The 14,434-nt window shown below is 43.1% G+C and carries 11 protein-coding genes; 9 read left to right on the top strand and 2 right to left on the bottom strand.

What is annotated here, in order from left to right:
* Positions 1–162 precede the first annotated feature (162 nt).
* Positions 163–870, bottom strand: coding sequence for a response regulator transcription factor (locus I2D94_RS06415; RefSeq protein ID WP_195396034.1), 708 nt, complete (start codon positions 868–870; stop codon positions 163–165).
* Between the two features lie 38 nt (positions 871–908).
* Between I2D94_RS06415 and I2D94_RS06420 the strand changes: the two genes are divergently transcribed.
* The 9 genes from I2D94_RS06420 to I2D94_RS06460 all read left to right on the top strand — a co-directional run bounded on the left by I2D94_RS06420 (position 909) and on the right by I2D94_RS06460 (position 12,814).
* On the top strand, positions 909–2,777 hold the full coding sequence (locus I2D94_RS06420; protein ID WP_195396035.1) for a cell wall metabolism sensor histidine kinase WalK: 1,869 nt from the start codon (positions 909–911) through the stop codon (positions 2,775–2,777).
* A gap of 22 nt (positions 2,778–2,799) precedes the next feature.
* The gene (locus I2D94_RS06425) at positions 2,800–4,053 is read left to right on the top strand and encodes a helix-turn-helix transcriptional regulator (RefSeq protein ID WP_195396036.1); all 1,254 of its coding nucleotides are present in this window, start codon (positions 2,800–2,802) and stop codon (positions 4,051–4,053) included.
* Positions 4,054–4,376: 323 nt separating this feature from the next.
* Positions 4,377–4,730, top strand: a complete 354-nt coding sequence (locus I2D94_RS06430) for a hypothetical protein (RefSeq protein ID WP_195396037.1) — start codon at positions 4,377–4,379, stop codon at positions 4,728–4,730.
* A 61-nt stretch (positions 4,731–4,791) separates the two neighbouring features.
* Positions 4,792–6,252 (top strand): hypothetical protein, encoded by a 1,461-nt coding sequence (locus tag I2D94_RS06435; RefSeq protein WP_195396038.1) that lies wholly within the window; start codon positions 4,792–4,794, stop codon positions 6,250–6,252.
* 3 nt (positions 6,253–6,255) lie between these two features.
* Positions 6,256–7,395, top strand: a complete 1,140-nt coding sequence (locus tag I2D94_RS06440) for a hypothetical protein (RefSeq protein ID WP_195396039.1) — start codon at positions 6,256–6,258, stop codon at positions 7,393–7,395.
* 5 nt (positions 7,396–7,400) lie between these two features.
* Entirely contained in the window at positions 7,401–8,273 is an 873-nt protein-coding gene (locus I2D94_RS06445; RefSeq protein WP_195396040.1) for an ABC transporter ATP-binding protein, read from the top strand.
* The gene (locus I2D94_RS06450; protein ID WP_195396041.1) at positions 8,264–10,249 is read left to right on the top strand and encodes a hypothetical protein; all 1,986 of its coding nucleotides are present in this window, start codon (positions 8,264–8,266) and stop codon (positions 10,247–10,249) included. Before I2D94_RS06445 ends, I2D94_RS06450 begins: the two co-directional genes overlap by 10 nt.
* A gap of 221 nt (positions 10,250–10,470) precedes the next feature.
* On the top strand, positions 10,471–11,748 hold the full coding sequence (dinB, locus tag I2D94_RS06455; RefSeq protein ID WP_195396042.1) for a DNA polymerase IV: 1,278 nt from the start codon (positions 10,471–10,473) through the stop codon (positions 11,746–11,748).
* A gap of 154 nt (positions 11,749–11,902) precedes the next feature.
* Positions 11,903–12,814: a sugar phosphate nucleotidyltransferase gene (locus tag I2D94_RS06460; protein WP_072684743.1), complete on the top strand. Its 912-nt coding sequence runs from the start codon at positions 11,903–11,905 to the stop codon at positions 12,812–12,814.
* Positions 12,815–12,943: 129 nt separating this feature from the next.
* On the opposite strand, the gene I2D94_RS06465 is transcribed toward I2D94_RS06460, so the two are convergent.
* Positions 12,944–14,419: an FAD-dependent oxidoreductase gene (locus I2D94_RS06465; protein ID WP_195396043.1), complete on the bottom strand. Its 1,476-nt coding sequence runs from the start codon at positions 14,417–14,419 to the stop codon at positions 12,944–12,946.
* Positions 14,420–14,434 lie beyond the last annotated feature (15 nt).

Here is a 14,434-nt window from a genome sequence, read left to right on the forward strand (position 1 = left end):
CTCCTGGTTTGATAAATTGTAAAGATCTGGTTTCACTGCGACTCTCTGCGAAGTTCGCAATGCTTGCCGGCTGTTGCAATGAAAATAATAATAGGCGATGTATGTCACGTCAACCCCCGCGTTTGCCTTTTTTAAATTGCCGCGTGAAGTTATCCCGCGCAGTCAAAGCACCTGCGGATTTTCGTCGATAAAGCAATAACCCCTGCCCCACACGCTTTGCAGCAGCTGCGGATCGGCGGGATCCTGCTCGATCTTCTTGCGCAGATTGTGAATGTGAACGACGACGGTCCGGTGATCGCCATAGCTGGATTTGCCCCAGATATGATTGTAAAGCTCGCTGGCTTTATAACACTGTCCAGCATGCTGCATCAGAAATGCCAGAATCTTAAATTCCATCGGGACTAACGGATAGCACGTTCCGTCCGTTTTCGTCAGCTTATGGGTTTGAGCGTTGAGCGTGAACGAAGCGCAGCGCAGCTCGTTGACGGTCTTCTTTTGTTGGCGGTCATTCCGCCAGCGGCGCAGATTTGCCTGAATCCGGGCGTGGAGAATCTCGTTGTCAAACGGCTTCACGATGTAATCATCCCCGCCCTGCTGCAAAGCTGATATAATAGTGTTATTGTCATCCAGGCAGCTGATAAACAGGATCGGGCAGTCGTGCCATTGCCGCAGCTGCGCGCAGAGGTCGATCCCGCTCTGATCCGGAAGCCCGACGTCCAGCAGAATAATATCGTAGGCGTCACGCGCTAAAAACAGCGCTTCCTCGGCACTGGCGGCGCTGACGACTTCGTACAGATTGTCCTGGCTGAGATAATAACGGATGATGCGGGCGATTTCTTTATCGTCCTCTACGATCAATACACGATCCATGATGATCACCTGAACTCATTATAAAGGAGCGATGCCGGATGTTCAAACGATTTAGGGTACTTGTGTTGTTTTTCACCTTACTGCTGCTGCCGCTGGGGCTTTTTCTGCACATCAACCACAACACCGCGGCTCTGGCGGAACAGGATGAAATTCCGATTTCGATTGAAACCCGGCCAATGCGGCTTGTCAGCGGAATGAGTGCGGATCAGCAGCGCTGTTCGATCACGCTGAAAGCACCGGTTCAGGTGCAGCCGTTGACCTTGATTCTGGATAATGCGGGACCGGTTCAGGTCTGGGTTAACGATCAGTTAATCTATCTTTCCTCGAGTCAGGATCCTTATCAGCGGATTCAATTTGTCAGACTGCCGCAGGCAGACGGTACGCTGACCCTTTCACTGGCTCCCAGCGAGCTGCAGCGCAACGACGCGGTTTCGACATCGCAGCCCTATTCCCCGCCGGGTATGCTGCTGGCAGGACCGCAGGCGGCGCTTTCCGCTTCGCATGTCGCCTTCGGCATCACGATGTTTTATGCCGGCTTTTATTTACTGCTGATGATGTCCTCGCTAACGTTGTTCCAAAAGAAAAAGGAAGAAACATATCTGCTGTTGTTGGCTGCGGCTTCGCTGGTTTCGCTGCTGCGGGTGCTCGTTCTGTCCGCTTTCCCCTTGTTTCCATTGAGCTATGCGCAGTGTTCTTTGATCATGCCGGGAATCTTTTTGATGACGACCTTATGCCAGCTGCTGATCATCATGATGCTGCTGAAGCCGGCGATTCCCGCGCGGCTGCAGGCCATGCTTACGCCGCGTATTCTGGCAACAGGCTTTGTCATAATGCTGCTGCTTCAATATATCACCCCGGAAGGGGTGGAAACGTTGATTCGGATTCTGGCTGTGATTCCCCTTCTGATTCTGTTTGTCCGCGCTGATCAACGCCATCTTTCGGGAACCTTTCCGCTGGTATGCGGATATGCAGTGTGGGAAAGCATACTTTTCTTTTATTATTTAATCTATAACCGCGGGGCGATGCAGGCGGGCGAGCTGATGATCGTCTACATGCTGCCGCAGTTCGGCTTTTTGTTCTTTATGATGATGGCGGCATTGGTGATCAATCGTAAATTTGCCGCAAAATTTGATGAATCAGAATCGCTGAACCGGGAACTGGAACAGATGAACGCGAATCTGGATCGTCTTGTGGATGAACGAACGCAGCAGCTGCAGAAGGAACAGGTGCAGAAGCAGCGGATGATCATGAAGGTGCTGCATGACGTGCGTTCCCCAATCTTTGTTCTTAAAGGCTGTCTTCAGCAGATGGAGGCGAAGGATGAGGGACAGCAGCGGAACTTGTCGACGATGCGCCAGCGCTTAGAGGTGCTGGAAGGTCTGAGCGACGATTTGTTTTTAAGCGTCAAGCTGGAAAATCATGAGCTGGCATTCGTCTTTGATGAGGTATGTTTGAACGACTTGCTGACACATCTGATGGAAGCCCATCAGGTCAGCGCCCGGCAGAAACAGATCCGGATGAATCTGATTTTGCCAAAGCAATCCGTTTGGGTGTGGGCAGATGATCTGCGGCTGCAGCGGGTGTTTGATAATCTGCTGCGCAACGCTCTCGCGCATACGCCGGAAGGCGGGCAGATCGACTGTGTCTGCTCGATCAGGGGGGATCAAATAGAAATCCGGATTCGGGATACCGGAGAAGGGATCGATCCGGAGGAACTGCCGCAGTTATTCGATGCTTTTTATACCGGCAACCGATCGCAGGGGAGCGGTCTGGGCTTGGCGATTGCCCGGGAAATTGTCGAAGCGCACCGCGGAACGATTGAAGTCGAAGCGACAAGCAAGGAAGGCACAGTGTTCCTTGTCCGGTTAAAGATGTTAAATTCCACCTCGGATTCTATGATAAAATAATCTTATAAGGAGGGCTTTGACAATGAAAATTGCGGGATTTACCTCGATCAGCGATGATAATAAGCGGCAGCTTGGACTTTTCATAAAGATAGAACGGGAAAGCCAGGGATTGTCGCAAAAAGAATTGATCAATGATGCAAATCAGAGGCAGATTTGTTCTGTATCAACCCTTCATCGGATCGAAACTGGACAAATTATAAAAGATGATGTCATTTATCACGAGTTGATTCAGCGGCTGGGATATTCGTTCAAAGAAAATGCTAGGTTAGACAAAGTGCTGCCGGACTTAAATCAGCAATGCCTGCATTATTTTGAAACTTTAAATTTATCGGAAGCGGAAATGATTTTAGATCGTGTTCATGCTTTATTTAAAACTTCTTCTTTCTATTATAATCAATTAAAGCAATGTTACTTGGATTTGATTAATGCCAATCTCAATAAAGAAAAGCTCTCAGATAGTAAGTATAAATGGTATCGAATGATGAGAAATGTTGTTCCAAATCCTTTGAATGTTTTATTGCTTCATCTTTGTTTTTGTCATTCAATGAATTATTTGCGTAACTTAAACGAAATTATCAGTTATGAAAAAGACCTGGAGTTTTGTAATCATTATTTATTAGTAAAATTTGATTTACTGTATGTCCTGAAATATAAAAGAAATTATATTAAACTCATTGAATTAATGAATGAAGTTCGTGAAGAATGTGAAATGAAGAATTTGCCGAATCAACAATTGAAATGTTTAGCATTTTTAGTTGGCACAGCCTGTATCATTAATACTTTTGATATTCATTCAGCAATTTGTGAATTAGAAAAATTCATCATGGAGAATAAAAATAAGTTAAACCCAGAGATCCTTAATAATGGCTACTATACTCTGGCAATGACATATTATGAAGATTTACGAAATTATACGAAAGCTTTGGAAATGTTCCAGAGCCTTTTAGTTCTTAACCCGCTAAAAATATACTCGTGCGGCCTGTTTTATTTTACATGCTGTGACTACTTAAAAATAGAACCGGATTCTAAGATTCTCAAAAGTATAGATACGAAACAAGCTGATTTGTTTTTGCAGTATTTCATTTATAAATATAGCTCAAAAAGTACAATGAAAGATCTGGGCAATTATATCAATAAAACACTCCTACCAGAACTAAAAAAAGAGAAAAAACCAATGATCATTAGTGTGTTTAAGAAACAATGGGGTTTTATATTAGAAAAAGACCATAATAAATATTATAAACCATTTTACGACTTTATGCGTGAATTTGAATGACAATTATGAAATTTGTGCTTAAAACATGATTTTTTGTTCCAATCTTTTAAAATAATAATTTTCAGAATATAACTGATATAATGCAATTGTAAAAAGAAAAGAGGATAATCCAATGGTAAAAAAACTATTAATCTTGCTTCTTCTTGCGGCATCTCTATCCTTAATAGGTTTCAGTAATCACGCAGCATGGAAAGTTGAAGCCCGGTGTGGATATCCTGAATGCGATTTCGGATCTTAATCGAAAATAGAATAAAGTAGATTCTATAAATATTGATCCGGACAATATTTTAGATATAAGGCATAAAGCCTAGAAGGAGGAAAATATGAAAAAAAGATTGGCTTTAACGACAGCTATTTGTGCATTATGCACAATGACCACTATTAGTGCAGCCGTTAGATCGTATACGTATGGTCAAATGAGTATCAATGACTATACTGCTACTTGTTCTTTAAGTAGGGGGGAAGGTCATGCAACAGCTATAACATCCGTAAATGTATTAGAAAGTAATAGTAGTGTTTCAGGATTGTTCCAAGAAGGATATCGTAGTAATGCGACAGGTTGGAATTATAATACTACAAAGGCGATAGCATATGGGCGTGGTACCCCAACCGAGGTTAAAGGGAATCATATAATTCGTGGCTATAATGAACAAAAATCTTTAAGCACGTTCATTTAAAGTAAAAGTCACACTGTTACTTATTCTAAAGTAACAGTGTGACTTTCTTATAGCAATTATAATGGCATTAGCGGAAATTAAAGTAAGGGAAAAGGATATGAGAAGAAGATTATTAGGATTGATAATTATTTTATTGATTAATACTAGTTGTACAATGAGAGAAAATTCTAATTTGACTGATACATCTGTAATTACGTTAAATTGGTATTATATGATTGGTGATTTTTCAATAAAGGAGCGAAGGGAAGAAATAAATAATTATTTACTGAAAAGTAAATCAGGTTATCAAATCAATTTTATAAATTTGATTGATGTTATTCCATACGATACAGAATTAGAAAATTTAGTATACACATCTATGTCGAGTAGAATTTTGGATTATATGAAATCAGCTCAAGAAAATAAAGAAAAAATTGATATTATCAGTGTAAACCAACTAGGTTCTATGGATTTTTCAAGAACATATTTGGTTGATGAAGGACTATTAACGGAATTAGATACTTACTTCTTAAACGAAGATTCTGGGAAAATTATCTATAATGCGTATCCTGAAATTGTTTTTGATTCTCAAAAAATTAATGGAAAGTCTTATTTTATTCCAGGTAGCCTTTTTGATTTAGTGGAAACCAAGCGAAGTTGTTTTGATCATGTAGCCTATATGGCTATAAAGCAAGAGTTTATAGATCAATATAAATTTGATCTACCAGTTAGTTGTAATCTTTTGCATTATGAGGAATTTTTGAAAAATATTGGTAACGAAGAAGATAATCAACTTTTGTTTTACAATTCTTATAGAATTATGAATAGTTTTCCATATTTAACGCCTGTATGTGGAAATTCATTGGAAGTGAGCCCCTTTGTTATTGATGAAAAGACGCAAACAATTAAAATTATTTATGAATGTGAAGAATGGATGCAAACTTTAAGTACATATATAAAATTATATCAAAATAATTATTATGTGCTTGATCCAACCTTCAATGACATGGATGCAGTAATTTGGTATGATTATGTTTCAGAAAATCAACAAAAAGAGCGAGAATTAATTGCGGATAACTATGAATTTATAAACGTTATTCCCTATTGGGGATTAGCGATTCCTTCTTGGTGTGATAGAAAAGATGATGTTATGAATTTTTTCAGCCTACTATATAAAGATCCTGAACTTAGTCGTGTTTTTTTTCCTAATGGGGCAAAACAAAATGAAAAGATCTTTTTCGGTACAGGTAATCCATATATAGTAGAAAATACAAATTTGCCAAAAGATTTAACCAAAGAGAATCATCAGAAATTTTATGAGTCCTTAAATAAATCCTGTGCGTATGGATTTACTTTTGATTTCAGTGAATATTTTGATGAAATGCAGGATCTTGTTGTTAAGCATAACGAATATTATACTTTTTATAATGATCCACGTTTTATCGATATGGAAAAGTATAAAGAAGTGATGAAGGATACGCGTATCGAAGAAATCCGTGATGATCTCAATGCACAATTGCAGCGATATTTGAAGGGAGATTGAGTCATGAAAAAGGGAATCCTGGCAGTCTTGATTTTTACGCTGTTAACAGGTTGTGCTTCAAGTCAAAAGGCTGTTCCAACAATGTCAGAAGAAGACTATTATTTAGTCACTTATCGAAATATTAATAATATAGGAATATTTCAATTTGGCAATGAAGAAACAGGAATGGCTTACTTTGATTTTGCGACAGGCAAGGTTATTCGTATTCCAGAAAAGAATATGAAAAATGATCCGCACATGTATCCTGCCTATATCAGTGGTATCGCTTATTATGATAATTTTATTTATTATACATATCATAATGAAAATTACTTAGCTTTTATGCGAATGGATCCCGATGGGAAAAATGTAAAAGAATTGTACCGATATAAAAATAAAAAATATAATGAAATAATGCCGGACAGTTATTCGTTTATTTATCATGATCATAAAATTTATATGGAAATCATCGGCAGTCAGTTCCAGAAAAACGGAAGTTTAGTGGAAGAAAGTCAGTTAGCTTATTTTGATTTGAAGGATGACTCGTTACATTTATTATACGAACCGACCCTGCAACAGACGGCGGAATGCCGGAAGCTCGTAGCGGCAGATCATCAATTCATATTTTTTAAAACATCGGAGGATCAGGAACAAAACGAAAATCCGAAGGAATTTTTAAATTGTTATAATTTGGAAACGAAGGAAACGCTTATTTTGGATGAAGCTGAGAAAATTCGGATCACGTTGATGAAGAATATTGATCATGAAAAAAAAAGTTTATATTATTTAGATCAGGATTATTCGCTTGTTGAATTGAATTATCAGCAACAAACACATCGTATTGTTTTAAATAACCCGGATCCGATCGATTTCCGCTTCTATGATCACGGGAAAGCTTTTTATTCTAATTTAACGGTTGATATGACACAAAGACCGGAGAAAGTGATTTATGGATATATTGATATCGAAAGCGGAGAAAATTATCCGGATTTCAATAAAGAAGGTCAGCAATTTTTTGTTACAGAAAGCAATGATCAATACTTTATAGGCACGAAACGGAAGTATGGCGAAGCAATAGATTCTCTTTGGTATTATCTTGAGAAAGAAGCGTATTTTAAACAAGAATTTGAGAAGGCAAAACCAGTCACAGGATTGGATTGGTGAAATTTATGATTCTGGAAATCAAAGAACTGACAAAGCGCTATCATGAAAAATCAGCGCTGGATCATATCAATCTAACGCTGAAAGAAGGGGTTTATGGACTTCTTGGTCCCAATGGGGCAGGGAAATCGACCTTAATGAATATCTTAGTTGGAAATATAGAAAAAACGTCGGGAGAAATTCTTTGGAATGGGAAACCACTTAAAGAATGTCGAGCTCAATTCAACCATGGTTTAGGTTATATGCCGCAGAATCAGCCTTTGTATGAAGATTTTACAGGTTATGATTTTATGGGATATTTTGCAGCGTTGAAGGAAATACCGCGGGATCAGATTACAAATGAAATTGAACGTGGGCTGAAACAAGTCTTTCTATGGCCGGAGCGAAATCAACGAATTAAAGAATATTCAGGCGGAATGAAACAGCGCCTGTTATTGGCGGCAACTCTTTTAAAAGATCCTGAAGTGATCATTCTTGATGAACCTACGGCAGGATTGGATCCGATGCAGCGTGTACAAGTAAGGAAAATCCTTGCCCAATTATCCAAGGCAAAAATTATTATTTGCGCTACACATGTCATCAGCGACGTGGAATTGATCGCAAATGAGTTTATTTTTCTGAAGCAAGGGAAAATCATCCAACGAGGAACAATGAACGAATTGGCGGAGTTGTTTCCTAATCATGTTTATGAAATTACCTGTGATGAAGAAACCTGTGAAAAACTTAAGCGGGAATGCTGCGTAACTCGGATTCAGAAAAAAAATGAAGGCTATACTGTCAGAGTGATAACAAAAGAAATTTGGAAAGACTATAAATCAATATCGCCATCCCTGGAGGATTTGTATCTTAACGATTTTGAGGATGAACAGTTATGGATTTAGTAAGATATGAAATTAAGAAATGTCTGAGACATTCGCCATTTCGTAAAGTCGTTATTTTCATTATTCTTTTCCAGTGTGCAGCGACGACATTTCTATTGTTTCAAAAAGAAAATGGTGTTTCATGGGTTAGCTTGGCCTGTTCATTTGACGAAGTGAGCCGGCAATTTTATGAAAATCAAATCGAAGAAGCAAAGGCTTATCCACAGTTTGTTGAGCAGGTTTTAAGCGAGGATGACCGCCTTCGCCAATCCACTTTATTCAGTGACCCGGGATCTTATGCTTTTTTAAACAGTGAACGCAAAGCGGAATATTATGGAAAATTAAGCCATCGTCAATTTCAATTACAGCCAGCATTTTCGTTGAGCTTCATTTTACAGGAACCCGTGAGTTTGGCGATGGTGCTTATTTTTATAATTTTCAGTGCTTATTCGTTATTGATAAAAGAAAAAGAAGACCATCTTGAACCTTTGTTAATGCCAATCCCACGATATAAAACGAAAGCTGCAGTACATAAATTTATAAGCCTTTTCCTTATGGGAGGCGGTATGTTTATATTTTTAGAACTGCTGAAATGGGGAATCAGCCTTTCGTTATTAGGGTGGAAGTGCGATTTAAGTTTGCCGATCCAGACTGTCATGGGTTTTCTCTATGTTCCCTACGCTATGAGTGCAGGTTCTTTTTTAGCGGTCTATTTAAGCATGAAAGCTTTTATTACTTTATTTTTTCTGCTTTTTATCAGTGCTATTGCCGTTCGGTTGAATCAAGGACCTACATTTTATCTTTGCGTAATTCTGCTGTTTGGTGCAGAGATTGGACTTTATGCCAAGATTGTAAACGAATCATTTTTAATTTTATTGAAATATGTGAATCTTGCTGCTTTACTGCAGTTCAATCAATATTTATCTGCTTTTATGAGTGTGCCGATAGGAAACTATCCGATAGAAATCTGTTATTTGATAATTTTAACATGTTTATTAGGTGTGGTCAGCAGCGGTATTTTCTTTCGCTATGCAACGAAGCATCCAAAACCAGAGATAAAAAGAAATTGGAAATTAAATTTGAAACATGATTTTCACCCGCGTTCCTTATTGAATTATGAATTCCGTAAATTCTGGATGAATAGAGAAAATCTTTTTGTCTTTATCGCACTGATCATTTTACAATCATTTTATTGCTGGCAATATTCACCGTATATCGGAAAAGATGAGTATTATTATCAACAGTTTTCATTTCAACTGCAGGGAACATTGGACGAAAGACAGACGAAGTGGGTTGCCAATCAAAATCAGTATTATGCCGGTATTCAAAGTCAAATATCGAAATTATATGAGCAGTACGCAGACAAAAAAATGGATCAGAGAACATTGGAAAGAGAAGTGTTTACTTTAACGTTGAATCTGGAAAGTATGGAGGGATTCCAAAGAGCAGAGCAGCAAATGGAGCAGCTTCAATCGTTAGGGAAAACTGAATATGTATACGAAACTCCTGTAATTCAGATCTTTAAAGCTAAAGAAGAAATATTGCTTAAAGCTGGATTTCTGTTCTTAGCGATCAGCTTCTGGATCGCGGCTGCTGTTGGAAGGGATAATGCGCTGCAGATGAATCATTTAATCCGAATTTATGAACAAAGAAAGCATAAAGTTGATGTTCAAAAACGAAAAATCGTATATTTCGTCAGCGGGGGTGTCTATAGTTTTTTGTTTCTCTCTACGGTTATTGTAAAATTAAACTATTATGAAGCCAATATTCTTTCTTACTCTGCTGCGAATGTCCTTGCCTTGGGAGTTTCACTGCCATTTTCAATATTAGGCCTGCTTTTCATTTTGTTTGTTCTGGGCTTGGGATATGTCATCATTTTCGATGAAGTTCTGTTTCGACTGACGTCGGGTCAGCAAAATCAGAATTTAGCTCTATGGACAAATATTGGTTTATCGGTGATTTTTTTAATGATTCTTGGAAGTTTGCTAAGTCTTTGACGACAGATCCGCGGTTTGCCTATTTTTATAGTTACGCCTGAAAGAGTCTGATCTTCAGTTAGAGTAGATCATTGTGTTAAGTCCCGGAAATGACTGCCATTTCACCGGGATTTTCTTTTGTTTCACGAATCGCCAGAAACTGGAAAGACATACATATCACTTGCCTTGAACAATGTCAAGAACGTTACTTGAATTTTATTCTTGTAAAATTCAAGGTAGAGGTGATGAGAATGGAACGGGCGATCGTTCACTGCGATATTAACCATTGTTACGCGCAGATTGAGGAGATGCTGAATCCCGAGCTGAAGCAACGGCCGATGGCGGTCGGCGGCAGTCAGGAAGAACGGCACGGGATCATCCTCGCCAAGAATCTGCATGCCAAGAAATACAAGATTCAGACCGGGGAAACCTTAGACGAGGCGCGGATCAAGTGTCCCCAGCTGCTGATCCTGCCCCCGGATTACCGCCGTTATCAGCGGATTACGGATCAGGTCAAGGCGATTTATCGGGAATATACCGACCGGGTTGAGGAATACGGACTGGATGAAGCCTGGCTGGATCTGACGCAGTCGCAGCGGCTGTTCGGCCCCGCTTCACAGATTGCCCGAACAATCCAGCAGCGGGTCTACGCGGAATTGGGATTAACGATTTCAATCGGACTTTCGTTCAACAAGATCTTCGCTAAAATGGCCTCGGATTTCGTTAAGCCCAGCGGGTTTGTGACAATTACCCGGGCCAATTTCCAGGAGAAAATCTATCCGCTGTCAGTGCGTGAGCTGTTTTATGTCGGAGCGGCGACGCAGAAGAAGCTGGAAGCCTGGGGGATTACGACGATCGGCGATCTGGCCAGCCGCGACCGGCAGTTCATGCGCCGCTATTTCGGCAAGGTCGGGGAGATGCTGCACTGGTTCGCATTGGGCGAGGATATCAGCGAAGTCGCACTGGCCAGCGAGGCGATTCCGGTCAAATCCGTGGGCAACAGCGTCACGGCGGTTCATGATCTGCATACGCATGGAGAAGCGCGGCTGGTGCTGCGGGTGTTGGCGGAGTCCGTCGCTTCCCGGCTGCGCGATCAGGGCTTGAAAGGCAAGGGTATCGCTTTGAGCCTGCGGGATATTCATTTATTCCGCTGGAGCCAGCAGCGTAAACGCGCCCGGCCGACTCAGCTGGCGGAAGAAATTCTGGAGGACGCGGAAATTCTTTTACGCCAGGCCTGGCAGAATGCGCTGCCGCTGCGCAGCATCGGGATCAGTGTATTTGATTTGTGCCTGGATCAGACCGGGGAACAGCTGGATTTGTTCGTCGACGAGCAGCACCGTCAGTCGTTATTGCAGCTGGAAAAGACAGTCGACGGGATCCGCCGCCGGTTTGGCTTTGAAAAGATCCAGCGCTGCAGCCTGCTGCTCGACAAGCCGCTGACCAGCTTTAACCCGAAGCAAGACCAGACAATCCATCCGATCGGTTTCCTCAAGGAACCGATTCAGGCCGGCGGCCGATAGTAAAAATTAAATCGGGCCGTGAATCCGCCAAAGCAAGTTCAGACCGAGGGGAAGAAAGGGATTTCAAGCCGCGGACAACTCGCTGTCCTAAACCTGAAAAACCATGATATAATGAATTTAATAAAAAAGAATGGAAAAGGAGATTAGAAATAAGATGAAAAAACCAGTTTTAGTCATTCTGGCAGCCGGTATGGGCAGCCGCTACGGCGGGCTGAAGCAGATAGACGCTCTCGGCAGCAATGGCGAACCGATCATTGACTTCTCGATTTACGACGCGCATGAAGCCGGATTTGACAAGGTCGTGCTGATCATCCGCAAGGAACATGAGGAAGCCTTCCGTAAGAATCTGACCGATAAAGTATCCAGACATATGGAAGTCGAGTTCGCTTATCAGGATCTCAACGACGTGCCGGAGGGAATCACGGTGCCGGAAGGCCGTGAAAAACCATGGGGAACAACCCATGCGCTGCTGGCCTGCCGCAACCTGGACGCTCCGTTTGCGATCATCAACGCCGATGATTATTATGGCAAGGACGCCTTCCGCGTCATCTACAACTTCTTATCCAACGAAGTCAAAGACGGCGAATACGGCATGGTCGGTTATGTGCTGGAAAACACGCTGACAGACCACGGCACCGTTTCCCGGGCGATCTGCGAACGGGATGAAAACGGCTTCTTGCAGAAGATTGTGGAATGCCCGAAGATCGCGAAGGACGGCGATCGTGCGAAGCTGACCAACGACGATGGCAAGACTTGGGAACCGATTGCGAAGGGTTCTGTCGTTTCGATGAATTTCTGGGGCTTTACGCCGAAAATCTTTGAACAGTGCGAGCCGATTTTTGAGGAATTCATCCGTAAGGGTATCGTTGAAAATCCGATGAAGTGCGAACACGTCATTCCGACGGCAATCGGAACGCTGCTGGAACAAAAGGCCTGCACAGTTAAGGTGCTGACCTCCAACGACCGCTGGTTCGGCGTTACCTATAAAGAGGATAAACCGTATGTCGTCCAGTGCCTGAAAGAATATAAGGATCAGGGACTGTATCCATTCGATTTGTGGAAATAATCCACAGTTACTATAAAATAGCAGTTACTATAAAATAAAGGAAGGACAGTGCTGAAAAGTTATCAGCGTCTGTCCTTTTTTAGTCTGTAAAATCAGAAAGCCAATCAAGCAAGCAGGAATTTCAAGTCTTTATTTCAAATTGGGATGCAGACTGTTGACGCCTGGATAATGCTGCAGGGAAACGTTGGACGGGGAATAAAGACTGCGTCCGTCCAGCGTGAAGCGCGAACCGTGGCATGGGCAGTCCCAGGTTTGATCGGCGGGGTTGTAGTGCAGCGGACAGCCCATGTGCGGACAGGTCAGATCGACCAGAAATTCCAGACCCTCCTCAGGAATGACGACGCCGTAACGGCGTCCATGCAGACGCACGACGGTTCCGGTGCGGCGCGGCTGGTTTTCCGGGGTGACGGTAAAGCGATCCTTGAAGAACGCTTCCGTCAAGGTCGCGGCGTTGCCCAACGTATACAAACTGAATAAATCACCCTTGCGCCGGGCCCGCAGATACGCCGGAATGACGAAGGCCGGATCCTGCACCTGCGCGCTGATCATTTCCGCGGCGATCATCGCCCAGGTATAACCCCATTTGGAATATCCGGATGCGATCCAGTAATGATCCTGAATCTGCCCGATAAACGGCAGGTGGCGGCGGGGAATCAGATCCTGCGCACTCCAGCAGGCCAGCGGCTGATGCACGCCCAGCGTTTTTGCGGTTTGTAACAGCGGTGCGTAAGGATCCTTGGGATAATGATGGATGCCGATGGCCGGACCCGCCAGAATCAAGGTCGGCTGATCCTCTCTGCGCGCAAACCGCAGTGAAAGCGCCTGACCGGGATCGACGGTGTTGAGCATCAGACCGTCGAGGGCCGGATCGCAGCGAAAGGCCGCCGCCGCTTCGCGCTGGTAGTGAAACCGTGCGGCGTACAGCTGCAGCCGGTCAAAGGCCGGGAACTGCGTGGTGAGAATTAAATCCTTGAACCGCAGGCGGTAGCTGCCGTCGCTGATCAGGCAATGGTCCTGAATCTCAACGACCGGGGATTCTTCGTAGAGCGTCACTTTGTCCTTTAACGCTTCCAATAAACCAGCCTGGAACAACCAGGGATCGAGCAGCGCCTGATCCGCCGCGGCCAGCTGATCGGCCCAGGTCAGCGACAGGGGAAAGCTTGGCGGATCGCTCAGCTGGGCTCCGAGAGCTGACAGAGCAGCTTTTTCCTGATTCAGGATCGCCGCGCCTTCTTCGCTCTGCGCCGCTAAAATCGCGCTAGTCCGCTGCCAGCGGCACGCAATGTCCGCCGTGCGGATCAGCTGTTCGTAGTGATCGACGGCCGTGCGGTTGAGCTGGTATACGGATTGCGCGATGTCCGCGGGCAGCGTGTGATACAACGCACCGTGCAGCGCGCTGACCTTACCGGTGTTGCGGGCGGAGTTATTTTCCAGAAAACGCCGTTTTTCAATCACGGTGACGCGCCGGCCGCTGTCTTTGAGCATCCAGGCGCATAACAATCCGGTTAACCCGCCTCCGACAATCGCGATATCGGTTTCCTGATCCTCGTTGAGCTGTGGACATTCCCATAGCGGACGCTGTTTCTGCCAATATGATTTCTGCATCTTCGCTCACCTCGC

Origin of the sequence: Holdemania sp. 1001302B_160321_E10 (assembly GCF_015552275.1) — a bacterium.
Classification (GTDB): domain Bacteria; phylum Bacillota_I; class Bacilli_A; order Erysipelotrichales; family Erysipelotrichaceae; genus Holdemania.

Bases quoted from the DNA above. Each gene is read 5' to 3' on its own strand.
- I2D94_RS06415 (WP_195396034.1), bottom strand. From the start codon at position 870: ATGGATCGTGTATTGATCGTAGAGGACGATAAAGAAATCGCCCGCATC.
- I2D94_RS06420 (WP_195396035.1), top strand. From the start codon at position 909: ATGTTCAAACGATTTAGGGTACTTGTGTTGTTTTTCACCTTACTGCTG.
- I2D94_RS06425 (WP_195396036.1), top strand. From the start codon at position 2,800: ATGAAAATTGCGGGATTTACCTCGATCAGCGATGATAATAAGCGGCAG.
- I2D94_RS06430 (WP_195396037.1), top strand. From the start codon at position 4,377: ATGAAAAAAAGATTGGCTTTAACGACAGCTATTTGTGCATTATGCACA.
- I2D94_RS06435 (WP_195396038.1), top strand. From the start codon at position 4,792: ATGGCATTAGCGGAAATTAAAGTAAGGGAAAAGGATATGAGAAGAAGA.
- I2D94_RS06440 (WP_195396039.1), top strand. From the start codon at position 6,256: ATGAAAAAGGGAATCCTGGCAGTCTTGATTTTTACGCTGTTAACAGGT.
- I2D94_RS06445 (WP_195396040.1), top strand. From the start codon at position 7,401: ATGATTCTGGAAATCAAAGAACTGACAAAGCGCTATCATGAAAAATCA.
- I2D94_RS06450 (WP_195396041.1), top strand. From the start codon at position 8,264: ATGGATTTAGTAAGATATGAAATTAAGAAATGTCTGAGACATTCGCCA.
- I2D94_RS06460 (WP_072684743.1), top strand. From the start codon at position 11,903: ATGAAAAAACCAGTTTTAGTCATTCTGGCAGCCGGTATGGGCAGCCGC.
- I2D94_RS06465 (WP_195396043.1), bottom strand. From the start codon at position 14,419: ATGCAGAAATCATATTGGCAGAAACAGCGTCCGCTATGGGAATGTCCA.